This window comes from Morganella morganii (assembly GCF_019242955.1).
Taxonomy (GTDB): Bacteria; Pseudomonadota; Gammaproteobacteria; order Enterobacterales; family Enterobacteriaceae; genus Morganella; species Morganella sibonii.
The window spans coordinates 2,023,361-2,045,546 of the sequence record NZ_CP066129.1 but is presented as its reverse complement, the minus strand read 5'-3'; the positions used below and the strand labels follow the sequence as shown (position 1 = coordinate 2,045,546).

At 48.8% G+C, this 22,186-nt stretch carries 18 protein-coding genes and 1 pseudogene; 4 read left to right on the top strand and 15 right to left on the bottom strand.

The features are described 5' to 3' along the window. Positions 1 to 13: 13 nt before the first annotated feature. The 3 genes from JC793_RS09420 to JC793_RS09410 form a co-directional block, all read right to left on the bottom strand. Positions 14 to 490, bottom strand: a complete 477-nt coding sequence (locus JC793_RS09420; protein ID WP_218428286.1) for a GNAT family N-acetyltransferase — start codon at positions 488 to 490, stop codon at positions 14 to 16. Between the two features lie 82 nt (positions 491 to 572). After that, positions 573 to 3,269 (bottom strand): magnesium-translocating P-type ATPase, encoded by a 2,697-nt coding sequence (mgtA, locus tag JC793_RS09415; protein WP_218428285.1) that lies wholly within the window; start codon positions 3,267 to 3,269, stop codon positions 573 to 575. A gap of 740 nt (positions 3,270 to 4,009) precedes the next feature. Further along, positions 4,010 to 5,347, bottom strand: a complete 1,338-nt coding sequence (locus JC793_RS09410; protein WP_218428387.1) for an aminotransferase-like domain-containing protein — start codon at positions 5,345 to 5,347, stop codon at positions 4,010 to 4,012. An 87-nt stretch (positions 5,348 to 5,434) separates the two neighbouring features. Here JC793_RS09410 and JC793_RS09405 point away from each other — a divergent pair, with 87 nt between their 5' ends. Both JC793_RS09405 and JC793_RS09400 read left to right on the top strand, forming a co-directional pair. Continuing rightward, complete coding sequence (locus JC793_RS09405) at positions 5,435 to 6,319, top strand: DMT family transporter (RefSeq protein ID WP_218428283.1); 885 nt, start codon at positions 5,435 to 5,437, stop codon at positions 6,317 to 6,319. Positions 6,320 to 6,549: 230 nt separating this feature from the next. Further along, a pseudogene (locus JC793_RS09400) lies at positions 6,550 to 7,418 on the top strand (YopJ/AvrA family T3SS effector serine/threonine acetyltransferase). Positions 7,419 to 7,643: 225 nt separating this feature from the next. Here JC793_RS09400 and JC793_RS09395 read toward each other — a convergent pair. From JC793_RS09395 to malI, 9 genes are all read right to left on the bottom strand, one after another. Further along, positions 7,644 to 8,786, bottom strand: a complete 1,143-nt coding sequence (locus JC793_RS09395) for an MFS transporter (RefSeq protein ID WP_218428281.1) — start codon at positions 8,784 to 8,786, stop codon at positions 7,644 to 7,646. Then, positions 8,786 to 9,709: an aKG-HExxH-type peptide beta-hydroxylase gene (locus JC793_RS09390; RefSeq protein ID WP_218428280.1), complete on the bottom strand. Its 924-nt coding sequence runs from the start codon at positions 9,707 to 9,709 to the stop codon at positions 8,786 to 8,788. The genes JC793_RS09395 and JC793_RS09390 overlap by 1 nt, the downstream gene beginning before the upstream one ends. A 393-nt stretch (positions 9,710 to 10,102) precedes the next feature. Further along, positions 10,103 to 11,128 (bottom strand): threonine aldolase family protein, encoded by a 1,026-nt coding sequence (locus JC793_RS09385; protein ID WP_218428278.1) that lies wholly within the window; start codon positions 11,126 to 11,128, stop codon positions 10,103 to 10,105. Positions 11,129 to 11,197: 69 nt separating this feature from the next. Then, a complete protein-coding gene (locus JC793_RS09380; protein WP_046892142.1) occupies positions 11,198 to 11,854 on the bottom strand; it encodes a Crp/Fnr family transcriptional regulator in 657 nt (218 codons plus the stop codon). A gap of 124 nt (positions 11,855 to 11,978) precedes the next feature. Beyond that, a complete protein-coding gene (locus JC793_RS09375; RefSeq protein ID WP_166707760.1) occupies positions 11,979 to 13,226 on the bottom strand; it encodes an adenosylhomocysteinase in 1,248 nt (415 codons plus the stop codon). Positions 13,227 to 13,345: 119 nt separating this feature from the next. After that, positions 13,346 to 13,807: an NUDIX hydrolase gene (locus JC793_RS09370; RefSeq protein ID WP_166707759.1), complete on the bottom strand. Its 462-nt coding sequence runs from the start codon at positions 13,805 to 13,807 to the stop codon at positions 13,346 to 13,348. 17 nt (positions 13,808 to 13,824) lie between these two features. Beyond that, positions 13,825 to 14,730: an AEC family transporter gene (locus JC793_RS09365; RefSeq protein ID WP_166707758.1), complete on the bottom strand. Its 906-nt coding sequence runs from the start codon at positions 14,728 to 14,730 to the stop codon at positions 13,825 to 13,827. 151 nt (positions 14,731 to 14,881) lie between these two features. After that, positions 14,882 to 15,451 (bottom strand): hypothetical protein, encoded by a 570-nt coding sequence (locus tag JC793_RS09360; RefSeq protein WP_218428276.1) that lies wholly within the window; start codon positions 15,449 to 15,451, stop codon positions 14,882 to 14,884. 5 nt (positions 15,452 to 15,456) lie between these two features. Further along, on the bottom strand, positions 15,457 to 16,485 hold the full coding sequence (gene malI / locus JC793_RS09355; RefSeq protein ID WP_218428274.1) for a Mal regulon transcriptional regulator MalI: 1,029 nt from the start codon (positions 16,483 to 16,485) through the stop codon (positions 15,457 to 15,459). Positions 16,486 to 16,680: 195 nt separating this feature from the next. On the opposite strand from malI, the gene malX reads away from it, so the two are divergent. After that, a complete protein-coding gene (malX, locus tag JC793_RS09350) occupies positions 16,681 to 18,297 on the top strand; it encodes a maltose/glucose-specific PTS transporter subunit IIBC (protein WP_182107061.1) in 1,617 nt (538 codons plus the stop codon). A 50-nt stretch (positions 18,298 to 18,347) separates the two neighbouring features. Further along, the gene (locus JC793_RS09345; protein WP_218428273.1) at positions 18,348 to 19,520 is read left to right on the top strand and encodes a MalY/PatB family protein; all 1,173 of its coding nucleotides are present in this window, start codon (positions 18,348 to 18,350) and stop codon (positions 19,518 to 19,520) included. A 37-nt stretch (positions 19,521 to 19,557) separates the two neighbouring features. Here JC793_RS09345 and JC793_RS09340 read toward each other — a convergent pair whose 3' ends face one another. The 3 genes from JC793_RS09340 to JC793_RS09330 all read right to left on the bottom strand — a co-directional run bounded on the left by JC793_RS09340 (position 19,558) and on the right by JC793_RS09330 (position 21,769). Beyond that, positions 19,558 to 19,722, bottom strand: a complete 165-nt coding sequence (locus tag JC793_RS09340) for a hypothetical protein (protein WP_166707754.1) — start codon at positions 19,720 to 19,722, stop codon at positions 19,558 to 19,560. Between the two features lies 1 nt (position 19,723). After that, a complete protein-coding gene (locus tag JC793_RS09335) occupies positions 19,724 to 20,518 on the bottom strand; it encodes a PadR family transcriptional regulator (RefSeq protein ID WP_218428271.1) in 795 nt (264 codons plus the stop codon). Between the two features lie 240 nt (positions 20,519 to 20,758). After that, positions 20,759 to 21,769, bottom strand: a complete 1,011-nt coding sequence (locus JC793_RS09330; RefSeq protein WP_046892150.1) for an NAD(P)H-quinone oxidoreductase — start codon at positions 21,767 to 21,769, stop codon at positions 20,759 to 20,761. Between the last annotated feature and the right edge of the window lie 417 nt (positions 21,770 to 22,186).

Sequence of the window (22,186 nt, the reverse complement as noted above, 5' to 3'; positions counted from 1 at the left end):
CCATTGAATCATGTCATCCTGAATGCTCTGAAAATAACCGGAACCGCCGGAAATCCACACCATCATAGATAACAGAGCCATCCGGCTGAAATCCGTAACGAGTTATAAACCGGGAAACTTTCCGGGATAACGGTAATAAAATGGTGATACTCGTTAAGTGCATTTCAGTAAATGCATGGCGGATAATTTCATCACAGATGACCTTTCCCGTTCCCCAGAAATCAGGATGAAGAACCAGCGCAAGATCAGCGTCATCGCCTTCTTTCTGAAGCCCTCCCCAGCCTGCGAATACACCGTCGATCACAAATGCCCGGGGGCCGTATCCGTTTATGTCCCACTGTGCGTCTTTTTCTTTTGCCCAGCTGAGACTTTTTTCATCATCAAAATCCGGGGAGCCCAGCGGCATTTGCTGTAAAACTTTCGGGTGATTATTCAGTGCGGTAATATCGGCTGGTTTAATCTGAGCGAGCCGTTTAAATTCTAAGTGCATAGTATTCCTTTTATTTTGATGCTCTGATTGTACCTGTTATTCAGCAAAAATCAGCTGAATAACAGATATAAAGCATCTTAACTTACAGCCACATTCCGAAACGGCGGATATAAATACCCTTCATGATTTGCGCCAGACCGCAGTAACTGACCAGTGTAGCGGCGAGCCACGGGAAATATTCCCACGGTAACGGCGCCAGTCCGATATAACTTCCGATGGGTGAAAACGGCAGCCAGATCCCGATGGCCATAACAAGCCCGGTAACCAATAATACCGGCAGTGTTGCCGTGCTCTGAATAAACGGAATCCGCTGTGTTCTCAGCATATGAACGACCAGCGTTTGTGATAATAATCCCTCAACAAACCAGCCGGAATGGAATAAGACCTGGCTGTCAGGACTGTTTGCCCCGAAAACAAACCATAATAATGCAAAGGTGGTGATATCAAATACGGATGATGTCGGGCCAATCCAAATCATAAAGCGCCGGATATTACCTGCATCCCATTTGCGGGGTTTGCGCAGGAATTCTTTATCCATTTTATCCCACGGTAATGCCAGCTGGGACATATCATAAAGCAGATTCTGAATCAGCAGCTGGATGGCCAGCATCGGCAGGAACGGAATAAAAGCACTGGCGATAAGAACAGAAAAAACATTACCAAAGTTTGAACTGGCAGTCATATTCAGATATTTAATAATATTACCGAATGTCTCTCGCCCTTTAATGACGCCCTCCTCCAGAACCATCAGATCTTTTTCCAGCAAAATAATATCCGCTGATTCTTTGGCAATATCCGTTCCGCTGTCTACGGAAATACCGACATCCGCGTCCCGCAGTGCCGGTGCATCATTGATTCCGTCCCCGAGAAAACCAACAGTATGACCGGCGGATTGTAAAACACGGACCAGTGCTGATTTTTGCAGCGGTGTCAGTTTACAGAAAATAGTGTGTGTTTGTGCCACCTGTTTCAGCTCTTCATCACTGAGATGTGCCAGCTGATCACCACTGATACTCATCGAAGCATCTAATCCGACTTCGCGGCAGATTTTCGCTGTGACAACCGCATTATCCCCGGTCAGCACTTTTACTGTTACTCCGTTATGTTTCAGTGCTTTCAGGGCTTTTGCCGCGCTGTCTTTTGGCGGGTCAAGGAAGGTCAGAATTCCGCATAAAATCATATTCTGTTCATTGTCTGCAGAGAGCGGCAACTCCTGCTCTTTACTGTCCAGAACCCTCTCGGCAAGCAGCAGAACTCTGAATCCGGTCTCATTATAATGATTAACCAATGCCATAACGGCCTGTTTTTTCTCATCATCTGCCGGTGAAATATGATTACCTGTCCGGATCAGAGAGCAGCATGCCAGCATCTCTTCCGCCGCGCCTTTACAGATAAGCAACGCCGTACCATCCGGTTTTCTCACCGAAACAGACAGACGTCTGCGGACAAAATCAAACGGCAGTTCATCAATTTTCTGATAACTGTGCAGAGATTCCGTTTCGGCTTTACCGCGTCCGAAACGGATGATCGCCTGATCCATCAGGTTACGTGTGCCGCTCTGATGAAAACTGTTCAGCCATGCCAGTCCCAGTATGGCTTCATCGGAACGCCCCTCCGTATCGAGGTGATGTTCGAGGATAATATTATCCTGTGTCAGTGTCCCTGTTTTATCCGTGCACAGGATATCCATAGCACCAAAGTTTTGTATTGCATTCAGCCGCTTGACGATAACTTTCCGCCGTGACATCGCAATTGCACCTTTTGCCAGGTTGGAACTGACAATCATCGGCAGCATTTCCGGCGTTAATCCGACCGCGACGGCAAGCGCAAAGAGTGTGGCATCAAACCAGTCGCCTTTGGTAAATCCGTTAATCAGCAGGACAACCGGCACCATCACTAACATAAAGCGGATCAGCAGGATACTGACACTGTTCACACCACGGTCAAATGACGTTTGTGAGCGTGTGCCGGCAATGGATTTCGCCAGTGAGCCAAAATAGGTTTTGTCACCGGTGGCGACCACAATACCCAGCGCCGTGCCGCTGGCCACATTGGTGCCCATCAGACAAATATTGCCCGATTCTGTCAGCAGCTGGTCATTTTCCGTTATCGTTGTTGCATCTTTCTCATGAATATCACCCTGAGTATCATATTTTTCCACCGGAACTGATTCCCCGGTCAGAATAGCCTGGCTGATAAAAAGATCACGGGAACGGAGCAGCCGTAAATCCGCCGGGATCATATCTCCGGCACTCAGAACCACAATATCCCCCGGAACCAGACATTTCACCGGCAGCTCAATCCGGACAGATCGCCCTTTTTTACGCCGGAGTACTGTTGCGGTGGTTTTTACCAGAGATTTAAGGGCTTCTGCGGCTTTATTAGTCCGGTATTCCTGCCAGAAACGCAGTATCACACTCAGAAAAACCATCGTTCCGATAATGACAACGCCCGTAAGGTCGGTTTCTTCACCCTGTTGCAGGGGGACCAGATAATCGGTCATAAAACTGATCACGGCCAGCGCCAATAACACATAAATAAACGGATTATGAAACGCGGAAATGAACTGAATAAAAGCGGGAGGTGCTTTGTCATGAGCCACCACGTTTTCCTGATGTTCTATCAGGCGGTCAAGGGCATCAAATTCATCCAGCCCCAGCATATCAGAATGTAGTTCTGTTAACGTTTCATCTGGTGTTTTTGCGGCAAATATTGCCGCCGGGAAAATATTCTTATCGCGCACAGCAGGTGTGACAGTGCGGTTAACTTTGACAGTCATGGTACGATTCCTTTTATTACCTCAGATAAACTGAGTAATTTATTCTCGCCGGACTGTCTGACTTAACAGTTAATTTAAATAAACTATCATGACAACTGACAGTCCGGAGAATGATGTATTCCGGGCCCGGGTGGTGTGTCCATATATTCCTTATCAGCAAAAAATAGCCTGTACGCATATTCAGAAATGAATGCATACTGTAAATTTTTAATAAAAAGCCGTGCCCTTCCTTTCTGAATAAACGGAATAGCAAAATAGTGTGCACAAGCACGGCAATTTAAATTGAGTTAACCGAAATAACAATCAGTCAGGAGGGAATAACGCCAGCATATAGAGATTCATGATAAATCCGTCCTTTCGGGCTTATCTTACTAAAAGATAAGCTAAATTAAATCAGGAAGTACCATTTACAGAGAGAGGTACTGCCGCAGTATTACTGCCGGCAGTCAGAGGAAAACAGATGTACCGGCAGGATCAATATATTTTGATAAATAATCTATGACTGTCCAATGACGTGTTCTCCGCAAGAAATAATCACCCAAAGTATATTCCTGTGAAATCACAAAGTAAATCGTTTTCTCTGAGGAGAAAACAATATACAGAATAGTATTGTTTAATTAAACAACGTGCTGATTTAACAGATTATCTGTTATGAAATAGCATTCCATTTATTATAAATATCCGGTCTGACAATCTGCCGGATATAATTTTCCCGGTTGACCGGGCTGTAACCCGATACATTATAAATCCATCAGATAGGTAATAGTGTCTCTGATTGTTATCAGAGCATATTCCAGATCATCATACGGCAGTGTGCTGACGGCAACACGGATGGCCTGCGGGACATCGCGGGTTACGGCATAGGATTCAGCCGGACTGACAGCAATATCAGCTGCTCTCAGGCGGCTGATAACCGCATCACAGCGCACATTTTCCGGTAACGGGAGCCACAAAAAATAACCGGCCGGATGTGCAAGATGCGGTAAATCCGCAAAAATCCGGCTGACAATTTTTTGCCGGGCTTTGGCATCGCGACGCTTTTTCTGCTCCAGTTTTTCAACCTCACCCTGCTCCAGCCACTCACGGACAATACCGGTCATCAGTGCCGGTGTGTTCCAGGTGGTAATGCGGATGATTTTTTCCAGAGCAGCGACATGAGCCGGAGGCGCAATAACCAGCCCGACCCGCAGACCGGTAGCGATATTTTTGGAAAATCCGGTGGCATAAAACGTGATATCCGGAGCCAGTTCTGCCAGCGGCGCCGGTGCCGGTTTTTGCAGAAAAGCATAAGAGCCGTCTTCGATCAGAAAGAACCGGTTTTCCCGGGCAAGGTTTATCAGCTTTTTACGTGATGTCAGATCCATTACCCAGCCAAGCGGGTTATGCAGTGTTGGCATGGTGAAATAGCCGCGGATTTTCCGCCGGCGGCACAATTGTGCCAGTGCAGCCAGATCGGGACCTTCAGGGGTGACTGGTACCGGAACCAATTCGATATGACAGGTTTGTGCCAGTGCTTTAAAGCCCGGATAAGTCAGTGCATCTGTTGCAATCACATCACCCGGACTGAACATACCCAGTACAACAGAGGCCAGACCGTGCTGGGCACCGCTGACCATAACAACCGTATCCGGGTCAACGGCAGAAAAACCGCGTAATTTCAGATGATCGGCAACAACGTTTCTCTCCTGCCGCCGCCCGGCATGCGGAAGATAATGCAACAGACTTTCGAGGTCACCGCTCATGGATAGCTGGCGCAAGGTGCGGCGCAGTAATGCGGTTTGTCCTGTGATTTCCGGATAGATAAAGTTAAGGTCATACATTACCGGTGTGACATCACATTCGATACCGGTAACCGGTAATAAACTGATATCTCTGACAAATGTTCCGCGCCCGGTTTCGCCGCTGACCAATCCCTGATTGATCAGCTCCTGATATACACGTGACGCTGTCACTAATGATATCCCTTCCTGAGCAGCAAAAGCACGGTGCGTCGGCAGTTGTGTTCCGGCTGCCAGTTCGCCGCTGCGGATACGGGCAGAAAGGGTATCGACATATTGTTTATAACGCGGCGTTGCCATACCGAATGTATCCATGACAATTTTTTGATTGTCATGATTATCCGCATTACGCTCTGCGATAACAAGATGTAATTGACGGAGTACAAGATGGATAATGCAATGACAACCGTTTCCCGTTCAGCACGCGGCTGGATCAACGGATTTATCGGTGTGCTGATTTTCAGCGGCTCCCTGCCCGCCACCAAAGCGGGTATAAGCGGTTTTACACCGGATTTCCTGACAACGTCACGTGCGGCGATTGCCGGTATCGCCGCTGTGATCATTTTAGCTGTACTACGCCAGCGTTTACCTGCCGCGAAATACCTGCTGTCGCTGATCGTTGTGGCCGCGGGTGTTGTTATCGGCTTTCCGTTACTGACGGCTCTTGCTCTTCAGCATGTCAGTTCGGCTCACTCTATTGTGTATCTGGGATTACTACCGCTGGCGACAGCACTGTTTGGTGTACTGCGCAGCAATGAACGCCCGCGCCCGGCGTTCTGGTTTTTTTCTGTCCTTGGCAGTTTGTTTGTCATGGGATTTGCCTTATTTCAGGGCGGTGAAAGCACACTGACCGGGGATCTGTATATGATTGCGGCCGTATTGTTGTGCGGATTGGGTTATGCGGAAGGCGCCCGCCTTTCCCGGCCACTCGGCAGCTGGCAGGTGATCTGCTGGGCACTGGTACTTTCTCTGCCGCTGATGCTGATCCTGAGTATTGTTTTTCTGCCGGTGTCATTCAGCGGAATACCGCCGCAAGCCTGGGGCGGACTGATTTATGTTTCCCTGTTCAGTATGCTGATTGGTTTTTTCTTCTGGTACCGGGGTCTGGCAGAAGGCGGTATTACCGGTGTCAGTCAGTTACAGCTGTTACAACCGTTTTTTGGTCTGGTACTTTCCGCGTGGTTACTGGATGAAACGGTCAGTTCAGTGATGATTGCCTCAACCTGCGGGGTAATTGCCTGTGTTGCCGGTTCAAAACGGTTTTTCCGGTAATCGCAACGAACGGACTATTTTCTGAAAATTAACAGCAGAACGGTGTATTTATTGAAAGTTATGCATTTTGCCTGCGTTATCCTGAGAGCTGACAGAGTGGGGTAGTGGCCGGGTAGCTGCGATAACTGCCAACTTTTACCCATCAACGATTGGACGTCTTATTGCAAGGTACCGTTTATCCGGAATATAAAATTCATATCGCTGTTAATTCTCTGAATAAGGATGTATAAATGATTGGACCATTATCACAAATAAATTCTCTCGGTGGTTTATCAAAAAATGAGACCAGCTATTTCATCAGTAATGAAGAACTTCAAAATATCATAGTACAGTTGGAAACTGATATGGCGGATGGTTCCTGGTCCCATAAAGATTATTCAAATATGGATATAAAAATCATGCCCGCATTGGTAATGCAGGCAAACAATAAATTCCCTGAAATGAATCTTAATTTTGTTAAGTCGCCACAGGACCTTTCTATAGAAATAAAAAACACAATAGAGCATGGAGTTGAATCTTCCCGATTCATAATTAATATGGGGGAGGATGGAATACATTTTAGTGTAATTGATTACAAAAATATAAATGGAAAAACATCTCTGATATTGTTTGAACCAGCAAACTTTAACAGTATGGGGCCAGCGATGCTGGCATTTAGGACAAAAATGGCCATCGAGCGTTATCAATTACCTGATTGCCATTTCTCCATGGTGGAAATGGATATTCAGCGCAGCTCATCTGAATGTGGTATTTTCAGTCTGGCACTGGCAAAAAAAACTTTACACAGAGAGGGGAAGCCTGTTAAAAATACATGAAGATAATATCAAGGGTACATTAAGTGATAGTGAAATGCCTTTACCCCACGATAAACTGGACCTGTATCTCCCGGTAACCTTTTACAAACATACTCAGGGTAAAAGACGCCTTAATGAATATTTAAATACTAACTCTCAGGGAGTTGGTACTGTTATCAACAAAAAAAAATGAAACTATCCTTAACAGGTTTGATAATAATCAAACTGTTATAGACGGAAAGAACTTGTCAGTTTCGGCGCATAAAAAGAGAATAACTGAATATAAAACACTTCTCAAATCATAATGTACTTTGGAAATCTTAATCACCAAAGGAGCTAAGTTGAAAAATGAAACGGATCTGGGATATTGATGAACTGGCTGAACACTGGAGTCTGAGGTTTGACGAAACCCGACTGCTAAAAACCAAGCCCGCCAGAAACCACCTGCCATTTGCTGTTCAGCTTAAGTTTTATCAGAACACAGGACGTTTTCCTTCGACAATTAATGAAATAGGTATTCCGCTAAGAACTTACAGGTAACCTTTTCTTTTTTGTGATCCAAGTATACCGGCAACAAGCAGATACAGAGTAATAACCAGCGGTAAAAACAGCACTGAATCACTGTAAACTGCCGCTGTGATTGCTGCACCGATCGCCAGTGAAATACCGGAAATCCCGTCGAGGACAGCGATTCTCCGGGGGGAATCCGCCGATGTAATCAGGGTATCGATACCCGCCCCGTAAAACATTTCCAGCAGTGTTACGCCGGTCACGATCAATAACAGACCGGAAAGTTCCGCGATACCGGAAAACCACGGAATAAACAGAATAATACAGAGCCCGGTTGCCGCCATCAGTGAGGTAATAATGCCCCAGTTTTCAGTGAAGTAACGGTATACCGGAAGCTGTCCGGCGATAATAACCAGTGTGTTAAACAGCAAAACAGGCCCAATCAGATGCTCGTTCCCCGATTGGATCAATTCCAGTGGCACAATCACCTCAAAACTGTAATACAACATAGCAAAAATAATGCTGGTCACAGAAATCAGAACGGTATCTCTGCCGGTGAGATCAGTAAAATGAAAAAAATAAAAATGGCTTTCCGGTTTACCGGGACAAGAGCGCAACCCGGCAGAAAATACAATGCCGCACGTAAAAACTCCTGTCAGGATGAGTAATGCATAAGCAAAAGGCAGTGAGAAAAAGACAAACAGCGTAATCAGAACCGGGGCAATGGCAGCACCGGTATTATTCAGTGTCATTCGCACCGAAAAACTCTCACTGATATTTTGAGAGGTGGCTTTAATATAGTACTTTGCCGCCACAGAAAATACGGAGGTGGCGATGCCATTTGCCAGCATCACCAAACCACAGATGTAAAATGTTTGTCCGGTAAAAAGAAATGACAGCGAAAGCAGTTTAAACAACAGTGAAAAGATAATGGTTTTTTTGCTGTCAAACCGGCTGATCAGCGGAATAATAAAAAAATACGTTAATGAGAATGACCAGAATTTTATCGTGCCGAGATACAGAATCTCTTTTTCACTGAGCGTTTTCCCCGCGAAATAGAGTAGCGCCAGCGGCATCAGCAGCCCGGAACCCAGCGCATTAAAGAAAAAGCAGATATTAATCGCCCTGCTTTTCCGTTCAAAAATCGCCCGGTAAATAAGCATCAGCGGAGATTCCAGCGCTGACAGATGGCAGTAAAAATCTGTTTTCCGGTTTCAGTCAGTATGGCATGTTGTCTGACAATGTCCGCGGTATCCCGGAGTTTCTCAAGATTACTGCTCAGTCTGTCATAATATTCCGGTTCCGGGGTATCGTCGCTGTTGCGGATAATTTCAGAAAATACATAGCAGATCCGGGATAAAACGAACAGTGCATGAAAAATACCGATCATCGGACGGTCATCATCACGCAGTGGCGCCGCAAATACCTCATCAACCCGGTTAAGCACCAGAGGATCATCCGCATTGAGGATATTCAGTGCAGTATGGCCGCACTCATGAGCCAGGATATCAATATAATAAGCGACGGAATGTGACGGGTGGACATAAGCAAACATCATCCCCCACATATAAAAATTAGTACCGGAGCGCATAAAGCGGGTGTTGTCCGTACTTTCCTGTGTCAGGTATATCTGGTGAATAAACCGGTTAATTTCATTTGCGGTTTCCGGCGCACAGCGATGAATAACGGACAATGCCTGTGTTATTTTCTCTGTTTCCGCTGTTGCCAATACCTGGTCATCGCAGTACCCGAAGCCAAGCTGTTTATCATCACGGATAATTTTCAGTATCATCTGTTTTGCCGGTGAATTACCGGCAGATGTCAGTGGCGAAATAACCAGCGGCAATGGTGTTTTCGTTCTCAGCAACTGGTTAAGATAATTGACAGCATTCGCATGTTCATCATCCGTGGCATATTTACCGGCAATATAATGAATAGCACAGTTTTGCCACGATAACGGGACATCTTTATTTACCTCAGGTAAATTATAATATGATAACAAATAATTAAGTGACTTATATATTTCATCAGAAAAATATTGATAGGCATCCTGATGAGAATAGTCAGGGAAAGTCAGATTGATCATATAATAGCGTCCGTCAGATGGATAAACCACACCCGGACTGACAGGCATGGTTTATCAATTAGTTAATTGCATTTTTATTTACTGAATGACCATCCTGATAATGGTGATTTTATTTTCAATAATTTACTTTTCATCTAATTTTTTCATTATATTCATTCCTTATAAATAACGGGTTATATAAAAATGTACTGTGCACTCAGATTGCCTTTAAACCCTAGAATAAAAATAGAGATTAAAAAACACTTTTTTTAATTAGTGTTATTTTCCTGAATCAATATCACGGAAAAAAGAGAAAATAATTATGGAATAAATAATATCCATTATATGAGATATAAAAAAACCACGCTGTGTTTTCACCGCGTGGTTTTATCAGTACCGAAATTATCCCGCCATTCAGATCAATGACAAGAATGTCTGTTTAAAATCATCAATATCATGCTGTGTGGTTGCCCACGAGGTACACAGACGCAGACAGGATTTTCCCTGCTCCTGCAGTAACGTTTCATGGAAAACAAACTGTTTTTTCAGCTTTTCTGCCAGTACTGACGGCAGAATAACAAAGACCTGGTTGGATTCCGGCGGGGCGAGGAACGTAAAGCCCTGCTCCGTAAAGAATCCGGCCAGTTGGCCTGCCATACTGTTAAGATGTTTGCCCAGTGCGAAATAGAGGTCATCCGTAAACAGCGCCTGAAACTGTGCGCCCAGCAGCCAGCCTTTTGCCTGCAAACCGCCCTTTTGTTTTATACTGAAACGGAAATCCGCTTTCAGCGCCGGATTACTGATCACCAGAGCTTCTGCCGCAATCGCGCCGATTTTAGTACCGCCGATATAGAACGCGTCTGTCAGTGCCGCGATATCTTCAATCGTCAGGTCACTTTGTGCGGACATCAGTCCTGATGCCAGACGTGCACCATCGAGATAGAGCCATAAGCCATGTTCATCACAGAAACGACGTAATGCCTGTATCTCTGCTTTGCGGTATACCGTACCGATTTCGGTGGAATTGGTGATATAAACCAGCTTCGGCTGAACCCAGTGTTCATCATTATGTTCGGCAATGACCGGTTTAAGATGATCGGGTGTCAGTTTTCCGTCCGGAGAAAATACAGTGATGACTTTATGGCCGGTAGCTTCGATTGCACCGGTTTCATGCGTGGCAATATGACCGGTACTGACTGAAATCACTGCCTGATGCGGACGCAGAAAGTGAGAAATGGCCGTCAGGTTGGTAATAGTCCCGCCGTTAAAGAAATGGATATCTGCCTGTGGCTGACCAATCCGCTGCTTAATCAGCGTGGCGGCAGCACCACATAAATCATCTGTGCCGTAACCATTATGGCGGTGGCCTGCTGTGTCAGTAATGGCTTTTAAAACAGCCGGATGTGCAACTTCATTATAATCATTCTGAAAACGGTACATATGCTCCTCCGATAGTGTGCAGTAATACTATGCTGATACTTACCGGCGCACAATGGCACGAACCGCAGATCAATCCGGATTTACCAGCCCGATCACACCTTCACTGAGGGTAATTTTCCCCTGTGTTTTCAGACGCAGCAAAACTTTATCCGTATGACGCCGGGAAGTGCCGAGAATGCTGGCCAGCATGTCGCGGGGAAGATGGATCTGATGACCGCTGATTTGTGTCAGCATATAGAGCAGATTGTTTTCAATGGAATCAACAGCATTCATCAGCCGTTGCTCACCATTGATAAGACAGCGTTTTGCCAGCTGGCGGTTAAGCAGCAGGGATAACCGGTGATCCTGCGACAGCCAGGTCAGAAATACGGTTGCCGGCATCCGCAGTACACGGCAGTCTGATAACGCTATCACGTCATAACGGTATGCCTGCTGACAAATCGCTTCCATTTCCCCGAGAAATTCGCCACGGTAACAGAATGTCAGCCCGACCTGTTTACCATTTTCCGCCTGCTTATTAACAATAAACTCGCCGTCCAGAATGATATAAACCGCCTGAGCCGGATCACCCTGGCAAATCAGGTTTTGTCCGTTATAAATATGCAATGTGGTTACACTGTTTCTGACAACCTCCGGGGCATCACGGAACAGGCCGTCTGCCTCGGGCAGAAGCTCTTCTTCGCTGAATTTCAGCCATAATTCACGAAACGGGGTAGTATTTTGCATGTACGGGTATTTGTCAGAACGGAATAATCAGTGGATAAACGTTAGCATGGTTAACAACGGGTTTGAACAGATAGTTTAGCACTGGTTTTACGGGCTGCGGCTGACCGGCAGCCCGTAAGCCGGATTACTTCAGTTCGTAACCGTTCAGATATTGCTGCTGTTTTGTGGTCAGATTATCGAGTGAAACGCCCATGTCCTGTAATTTCAATGCGGCGACCTCGCGGTCAATTTCATCACTGACGTCGTACACTTTTGCTTCCAGGTCATGGCTGAGCAGATACTCGGCGCTGAGTGCCTGGAGGGCAAAACTCATATCCATAATCTCTGCCGGATGCCCGTCCGCACAGGCGATATTGACCAGCGCACCACGGCCTAACAGATAGAGTGTGCGGCCATTTTTCAGGGTATAACCTTCGATATTCTCGCGGGCAATTGTGACATTGTCACTTAACTGCTGAAGATCGGTCAGCTTGATTTCGTCCTCAAAGTGTCCGGTATTGCTGATGATGGCACCCTCTTTCATCAGGCTGAAATGCTCTGATGTCAGCACGTCACAGCAGCCGGTTGCAGTGATAAAGATATCACCCAGCGGCGCTGCCGCAGACATGGTCATTACCGCGAAACCGTCCATTTTTGCTTCGAGGGCTTTTATCGGATCCACTTCTGTGACAATCACTTCCGCGCCCAGCCCTTTCGCCCGCATGGCGCAGCCTTTACCGCACCAGCCGTAGCCGGCGACGACCACGGTTTTCCCGGCAATAACCAGGTTGGTGGTGCGCATAATGCCGTCAAACGTGGATTGTCCGGTACCGTAGCGGTTATCAAACAGGTGTTTGGACTGTGCGCCGTTAATCGATAAAACCGGGAAATTCAGTGCGCCGTTTTTTTCGCGGGCAACCGCACGCAGAACACCGGTGGTGGTCTCTTCACAGGCACCGATCGTGTGTTTTGCATATTCCGGATACAGGCTGTGCAGTTCATGCACCAGATCACCACCGTCATCAATAACAATGTGCGGTTCGCAGGCCAGTGTCTGCTTTACAAAGTTGCGGTACGCTTCCGCATCCGCGCCGTGGATGGCAAATGTATGGATTCCGCTGACAACCAGTGCCGCGACAATATCATCTTTGGTCGACATCGGGTTGCTGCCGGTGACAGATACCTCAGCGCCGCCTGCGGCGAGAACGCGTGCCAGATAGGCGGTTTTCGCTTCCAGGTGGATAGAGAGCGCGATACGTTTTCCGGCAAACGGCTGTTCTTTGGTAAAACGCTGTTCCAGTGCGCGTAACAGCGGCATATGAGCGCGAACCCAGGCAATTTTTTGCTCGCCCTGCGGTGCTGATGAGAGATCTTTATAAATACTGGTGACCATGGCAACTCCTGCATACGTCTTTTATAACGGGATAAGCCACAGTAACCGGAGGTTCCGGGTGTCTCCAGGGCATTTGCCCTGAATCCGCAAAAAAAAGGTCTCCGTATAAAATACCGTGATCAGCGGCGTGCCTGCACCATAGCAATCAGTCCGCAGATATCCTGAGGGACATTGTCCGTTTTCAGGATTTCGTCCGGTGTCATCCACTGAAATTCAGGATACGGCGTTGCAGCTTCATCCAGCGGGCGGCACCAGTACACCATATCAATATGCCAGTGCTCCCCGGTTTTTTTATCCGGGATAAATTCTTTCAGAATCGCCATCGGCAGTGGCAGCACACCGGTTTCCGGCAGTGGTGTGATAAATTGCTGCGCCTGAGTATCCCGGCTGATAATCCGGCATTCCAGCCCGGTTTCTTCACGAATTTCACGCAATACGGCGTCCTGCGGTTCTTCATTTTCTTCAATATGCCCGCCGGGCGGCAGCCAGATACCCAGTTTCGGGTGAAAATGGAGTAAAAAACGTCCGCGGCTGTCACTCACCAGGCCGGAGGCGGTAAAATGTTTGATAACAGAAGGCATAATGTTTCTCAGGTTATTCAGGTGATCATAGTCAGAACCACCGGAAGCGTCAGTACGGCAACCATGGTCTGAAACGTGATAATTCCCGCCATCAGCTGACTGTCACCGCCGAGCTGGCGCGATAAAATATAGGCGGTCGGTGCCGTCGGAATGGCAAAAAAGATCACAAACAGCTGATATTCAAGTTGGGTTAATCCGGTCACTGCGGCCACAGCAATTGCCAGTAACGGCATAATACACAGGCGGACTACGCTGTTCAGGCTGATTTTCAGTGCGGAATAGCGGATAGTGGCAACCTGCAATGCCGCCCCGACGCACAACAGTCCCAGCGGCAGACTGGCACCGGCCAGCAGTCTGGCAAGCTGCCCTGTGTTATACGGCAGACCAATGCCGCTGACATTCAGCAGCATCCCGATAATACAGGAAATAATCAGCGGGTTTGTCAGAACCGGTAACAGCAGCCGGCGCAGTGATAACTGCTTAAGTTCAGATAACGCGACCACTGAAATGATATTACACAGCGGAACCAGCACCGCGAGGATCACCGCCGCCACAGCCATTCCTGACGGACCATAGAAATCGTTAACGATGGATAACCCGAGATAGGTATTAAATCGGATCGCGCCCTGAAGCAGCACACCGAATTCTGCCGTTGGTATTCCGCGAAAACGCCTGACGACAGCAAAGGCGGCAGTGGCCAGACCGAGCATAATGACCAGTGCGGCAGCCAGTTTCGGAAGTTGCGGGTTATCCAGCGGCGCAACCGCGAGGCTGTTGATCAGCAGCGCCGGAAATAAAATATAGTAATTCAGCTTTTCCGCGCCGTTCCAGAATCCGGCATCAAAAACCGGCCTCCGCTTCAGAATACAGCCGAGCAGAATCAGCGCAAACAACGGCCATAATGTCATCAGAATTGCGAACATCAGCAGAGATCCGGCAGGAAAGTGGTTGTCGCATCATAACAGGAACAACGGGTTACGCGAGCAGCAGTGCCGGATTTGTATTGCTGATCGCGTTTTTACATTTTACCTGCCGCAGCGCATAAAACGCACTACGTTTTACCGGGGTTATATGTTAGTTCCCGGCGGGAGTGATCACCTGATAGGTGCAGCTGAATGCGGCTTTCTGGATACGGTAACTGTCCTGCGGATCATGGCGGGAGCGGAGCAGCACATCACCTTTCATCACCCGCTGTTTTTCGCCCCAGGGCGCAATAATCACAAACGGTTCTTCCTGTGTGATGACCAGATAATCCATCGGCTCTCCCTGAGGCCGGAAGCGCTGCCGGTTTTCGTTGTCAGGCAGTGTCAGCGCACTGCCGTAGCGACGGGTAAATGCCGTTTTTTTCACCAGAATTTCTTCATTACCGGTGGCTTCGCAGATATTCTGCACCACCCAATCCCCGGCTTCAGCCGGTTTTGAGCGGGTTTCTTCACCTTCACCGCGGATAATGGTCACGACAATTTCACAGGGGACCGCAGGCCGGGCAAGCACTTCGCGGGTTTTACGGGCAATGCCGGTACGCTCACCCGCATCTGCAAATAATTGACTGCGATCCTGAACCGGCAGCAACTGTAAATCGTCCGCCGGTGCAGAAAACGCCGGCAGCGTCAGGAACAGCAGTCCGGAAAGCGTCTTGTGCATGGTCATTATCCGTTAAGCTGAGTAAATCCGGGTGACAATGTCACGCTGGCAGGTGGTGAATTATCCCCGCCGACCCGCCGCAGAAGACGGGTTGCGGCACTGCGTCCGACATCCCGCGACGGCTGGGTGATAAAGGCAACGGGGATGTCATACAGGGCTTCACTGCCGATATCATCAAATCCCACGAGGGCGATTTCCTGCGTAAAATAACTTTCGTTATCCCCCTGCCTGACGGTGTTACCGGTACTCAGTGCGGCAAAATATGCCCCGAGCGCCGTACCGGTGTTGTGACAGACTATCGCACTGACTTTGGGGTACTGATACATAAATCCGGAAACACTGCGGATAATATTCTGCTGTTTGTTGTCTGTTTCCACAATCCATTCCGGGCGGAACGGCAACCCGTACTGCACGAGTGTTGAGCAGTAGCCGCCGACCCGTTCGGCGCGGGTGAGTGAATCGCTTTCACCGCCGAAATAGGCAATCTGCCGGTGACCGTTTTTGATCAGATACTCGGTCGCCATCCTGGCGGCAGAGGCGTTATCCGGGCGGACAACATCGATACCGGAGAATTCACTGGCCCGGGCGGCACATACCATCGGGATCTGATAATGATTTACCCGCTCAACCACCTCATTGGTGAGAAATTTACCGCCGCCGGCAACAACACCATCCACGCCGTAGCGGATCAGACTGTCCAGCGAACGGGCAAATCCGGCAGCGGAATTACCGCTCTGGGTCAGAAAGACCTGTTTGCCCTGCGTTTCCGCATATTCGCTGACCCCGGCGGCGACCTCCGCATAAAACGGCTCCGTAATATCTTTAACAATCAAACCAATCACATTGGAGATGTTATCCCGCAATGTGGCGGCCTGCTGGTTGCGGACATACCCCAGCTCTTCAATTGCCGCATTGACTTTATCCGCGGTTTTCCGCGAGATCCGCCCTTTTCCGCTGAGTACCAGTGACACCGTGGTGACGGAGACACCTGCCTGCTGCGCCACATCAACTATCGTGACTTTTCTGAGATTCATAACGCCGGATACTTCCTTACGCTCAGGATACTGCACCGAATTTTACACAAAATCCGATAAAACGTTTTATCTATTTCTGAAATATGGTTGCTGTGTCATGTTTATTTTTTGTGATCGGGCAACTATTATAATTTGGTAAAACGTTTTATCTTATTTTACCTTCACAACACCACACTGACATTTACAGGATACCGTATGAGTAGCCAACCAAAACAAAAAGTCACGCTCTGGGAGTTTTTCCAGGGACTGGGCAAAACCTTTATGCTGCCTGTCGCGCTGCTCTCGTTCTGCGGGATCATCCTCGGCATCGGCAGTTCACTCAGCAGCCGCGATGTACTGACACTGCTGCCGTTTCTCGATCACACCGTATTCCAGTTACTATTCACCTGGATGAGCAAAATCGGCTCATTTGCCTTCAGTTTCCTGCCGGTGATGTTTGCCATCGCCATTCCGCTGGGGCTGGCACGTGAAAACAAAGGTGTGGCCGCTTTCGCCGGGTTTGTCGGTTTTGCGGTGTTTAACCTCGCGACTAACTTCTATCTCACTGCCGCCGATATTTTACCGACCACGGACCCGGCGATTCTGAAGGCTCACAACATCCGTGATGTGCTGGGTATTCAGTCTATCGACAGCGGTATTCTCGGTGCGGTTATCGTCGGTATTATTGTTTATATGCTGCATGAACGTTTTAATACCATCCGCCTGCCGGATGCACTGGCGTTCTTTGGCGGGACACGTTTTGTGCCGATTATCACCACCCTGGTGCTTGGTCTGTGCGGCCTGCTGGTTCCGCTGATCTGGCCGTGGTTTGCGATGGGTATTAACGGATTAGGTAAACTGATTCAGAGTGCCGGCGCTTTCGGGCCGATGATTTTCGGCTCCGGTGAACGGTTGTTACTGCCTTTTGGTCTTCACCATATTCTGGTGGCTCTGATCCGCTTTACTGAAGCGGGCGGCACCATGGAAGTGTGCGGTAATACCGTTAACGGCGCGCTGACGATCTTCCAGGCGCAGCTTTCCTGTCCGGATACACAGGGCTTTGCGGCCAGCGCCACTCAGTTCCTGTCTCAGGGTAAAATGCCGGCCTTCCTCGGTGGTCTGCCGGGCGCTGCATTAGCCATGTATCACTGTGCTCATCCTGAAAATCGTCATAAAATTAAGGGATTGCTGATTTCCGGTGTGGTCGCCTGTGTTATCGGCGGCACAACAGAACCGCTGGAATTCCTGTTCCTGTTTGTTGCTCCGTTCCTGTATCTGATCCACGCGATTCTGACCGGTCTGGGCTTTACCGTGATGGCTGTTACCGGCGTCACCATTGGTAATACCGACGGTAACCTGATTGACTTTGTGGTCTTCGGTATCCTCCACGGCATCCAGACCAAATGGTATATGGTGCCGGTTGTGGCCTTTATCTGGTTTGCTTCTTATTATGCGATTTTTCGTTTCGCCATTACCCGCTTTAACATCAAAACACCGGGCCGCGATACGGATACCAAAGAAAGTGCACCGGCAACCGGCAGTTCAGCAGGGAAATCCGGCTACGATGTGCCTGCGATTCTGGCCGCGCTGGGCGGGAAAGAGAATATTATTTCACTGGATAACTGTATCACCCGTCTGCGGATGTCCGTTCAGGATATGAGCAAAGTGGATGACGCGCAGCTCAAAGCATTGCGGGCAATCGGCGTTGTCCATCTTAATGAGCATAATTTGCAGGTTGTTATCGGCCCGCAGGTTCAGTCTGTTAAAGATGAACTGGAAAAGCTGATGAAATCCGCGTCTGATTCCGCTCAGCCGGAACCGCAAAACGCCTGATAACTTTCACCGCACTGTCTGACAGTGCGGTTTTTCTTTCCGGAGAAACTATGTCCTTTCACTTTTCTGTTCCGGTTGATCGCCACGGTACTTACTGCACACAATGGGATTTTGTGCAGGATCGTTTCGGTCAGGCCGATTTACTGCCTTTTACCATCTCAGATATGGATTTCGTCACCGCGCCGGTGATCCTGAAAGCAATTTCAGAGCGTACCGCACACGGTGTATTCGGCTACAGCCGCTGGCAGCACCGGGATTTTCTCAGCGCCATCGCACACTGGTTTTCATCCCGTTTTCAGGCGCAGATTGATACTCAGGCGCTGGTGTACGGGCCGTCAGTCATCTACATGGTCAGTCAGATGATCCGCCTGTGGTCGCAACCCGGTGACGGTGTGGTGGTGCATACGCCCGCCTATGATGCATTTTATAAGACGATTACCGGCAATCAGCGTACTGTGGTTCCCTGCCCGCTGCAAAAAACGGCGGAGGGCTGGTGGTGTGATATGAATGTGCTGGAATCCCTGCTTGCAAAGCCGGAGACGCGGATTCTGCTGTTATGCAGCCCGCATAACCCGACCGGGAAAGTCTGGACGCGCGATGAGCTGACCACCATGGCTGAATTGTGTGAGCGGCATAATGTGCGGGTGATCAGTGATGAAATTCATATGGATCTGTGCCGTGCACCGCATCAGCACACGCCGTGGTCTGAAACAGGACGCGGGGAATGGGCGCTATTCACCTCGGCATCCAAATCCTTTAATATTCCGGCACTGACCGGTGCTTACGGGCTGATTTCAGATACCGCCTCCCGTGAAGCCTATTTTCATCAGCTGAAAGCCTGTGACGGGCTATCTTCCCCTGCGGTTCTGGCGGTTATCGCGCATATAGCGGCATACCGTGACGGCGCACCGTGGCTTGATGAGCTGCGTGATTATCTCTTTGCTAATCTGGACTATATAAAGCAGCGGCTGGATGCGGAACTGCCGGAACTGAACTGGCAGGTGCCGGAATCGACCTATCTGGCGTGGATAGATCTGAACCCGCTGAATATTGATGATGATGCTCTGCAACATACCCTGATTACGCGGGAAAAAGTGGCGATCATGCCGGGATATACCTACGGGGAAGAAGGACGCGGATTTTTGCGTCTGAATGCCGGATGCCCGCGTGATAAACTCACCGCAGGCATGGATAAATTAATTCGCGCGCTGAAATCACGCTGATTTTTTGCACGACCCGGGCGCATTCTCTGCGCCCCGGTTATTCGTGTTTGCCGACCTTGTTGCGCAAGGCGCGGCGTAAATAGGAAAACGGTAAGCTGGGACACGGTTTATCTGCGGGTCTGCCGGTGTTCACCGCTTCCTGTTTTTCATCCTGAACCGGTTTTTCCGGCGGGATCTTTCCGGAGGTGGTGTTTTCCGCCATGTTATTCCCCTTCTTTGCTGAGTGCGTCGTTGACCGCTTCTATTTTCCGTACTGCATCATTAAGAATATCGGCGATCTGACCGAGCTTGGTTTCATCCAGTTCACTGGTGACCAGTTTATGGCGCAGCAGTGCCCGTAAATTCCCCAGCGCCTGTTCGATTTCATCGGATAACAGCGAACCGCGGCGGAAAGATTTGGTTTCCTGTAAGCGTTGTGCAATCTGTTCCAGAACATCAGTGTTCTCTTCCAGATGCATTTTACCTTCCGGTGTCAGGCTGTAGCTTTTACGGCCGTTCCCGGTGTTTTCCGCCACAATCAGCTGCTGGTCTTCGAGCAGTGTCAGTGTCGGATAAATCACGCCCGGACTTGGTGTATAGAGGCCGGAAGTCAGCTGGCCGATGGATTTGATTAATTCGTAACCGTGGCTTGGTTTCTGGTTAAGATTCGCCAGCATCATGATGCGCAGATCACCGTGATCAAGCAGACGACGCAGGCCCTTCCCGCGGCCGCGGTGACGACCGTGTTCGCGCTCTTCGCGGCAACCGTGTCCGTGATGCTCATGATGATCACCGTGACAGCCGTGTTCGTGATGTTCGCCGTGTCCATGGTGGTCACCATGACAGCAATGACCGCGATGTTCACCGTGAGCACGACGCTCGCCGTGACCATGATGCTCGCCGCAGCAACGGTGTCCGTCCTGCCCGTGGTGTTCCCCGTGGCGGCCGCCATGGCCCCCGTGACGCTGACGCCCTTCCTGTGAATCACAGGCACGATGGCGTAATGCATGAAGAAACATAGTAAATTCCTTTTGTGATATAGAGTGATAATCAGCAAAATCAGTTTTTAGATATATCTGTTTTGCCTTCAGGAACTACTATAGTCCTCCGGTATGGAAAGATCAAATTAGATATATCTAAAACAGCACGATTTGTATTTTAACGGGAATGATTATCACTATCAGAGTATAGCAGGAAGTGACCTGCACTATCAGCAAATGGTGCGAAACAGGCTGACAGTGCAGATATAAAAGAAAAAATCAGAAGTCCGGATTAATCAGAACAATTTTTCCGGTTAAATCACCGGATTCCATCAGCTGGTGGGCTTTTGCCGCGTCTGCAAGGTTAAACGTATAGTTTACCAGTGGTTTGACTTTTCCCGACCGCAGCAGCGGCCAGACTTTATGGGCAAGATCACGGGCAATGACGGCTTTCTCTTCCGGTGTCCGCGCCCGCAGTGTTGAGCCGGTATGCAGCAGGCGTTTTACCATCAGCGGCATCAGATTCAGGTTTTGCGGGTTACCGCGCATCAGGCCGATCTGGATAATTCGTCCGCCTTTGGCCGCAACCTCATAGTTTTTGCTGACATAATCACCACCGATAAGGTCAACAACCATGTTCACGCCCTGTCCGCCGGTCAGTTCCGGAATAACCTGCGCAAAATCGTCTTCGCGGTAATTAATGACGTGATCTGCCCCCAGTTGCCGGGCAAGCTCCGCTTTTTCAGCCGTGCCGACAGTGGTGTATACCGTAGCGCCAAAGGCTTTTGCCAGCATAATCGCCACACTGCCGATACCGGAGGTACCGCCGTGGATAAGCACACTCTCTTCACTTTGCAGTTTGCCGGTCTGGAAGACATTCGCCCATACCGTGAAGAAGTTTTCCGGAATGGCCGCGGCTTCGGTGTAGCTCAGGTTTTCCAGCGGCAGTGCGATGCTGTCATGGACCAGACAATATTCTGCATATCCTCCGCCCGCAACCAGCGCACAGACTTTATCGCCGACCTGGCGGCGTTTGCATTCATCCCCGACCGCCACGACTTCACCTGCGATTTCCAGTCCCGGAACCGGCGATGCATCCGGAGGCGGCGGATAACTGCCCTGACGCTGGAACACATCAGGCCGGTTGACACCGGCGGCGGCCACTTTAACCAGCAGGTATTCTCCCTGTACCTTCGGCAACGGCATCTCAATTGCCTGTAATACTTCCGGGCCGCCGGGCCGGGTAATATCAATTGCCATCATCGATTCAGGTAATGCATATGACATCATTACTTTTCCTTAAACAGTCCCGGTTTTGTAATGCCTGTCGTTTTATGACGAATCAGGTTCATTACAGTTTCAGCATAATGCAGCGTATCAAAGATAGCACTGCACGATTATGACGGTGTATTATGTCCGGCACTCTCTTTTTTATATTTTTTATCCGTGCGGAATAATGGTTTTTTCGTTATTTATTTGTGATTGTTTTTAATGTATCACACTATTTTATAACGCAGGAAGAACGCTTTATTCATATTTCACCTGCCTGTTAACATGCAGATGGCAGAAAATTGACCTGCGTTCAGGCTCTCTGTTATTTTAAACCGGATTATTGAGAGTTTAATCAAATAATTCACATTATGACATCACGAAAAAAGCATAATATGTCAATATTATGCCCCTGTTTTTAGCCCGGTATGACGATAT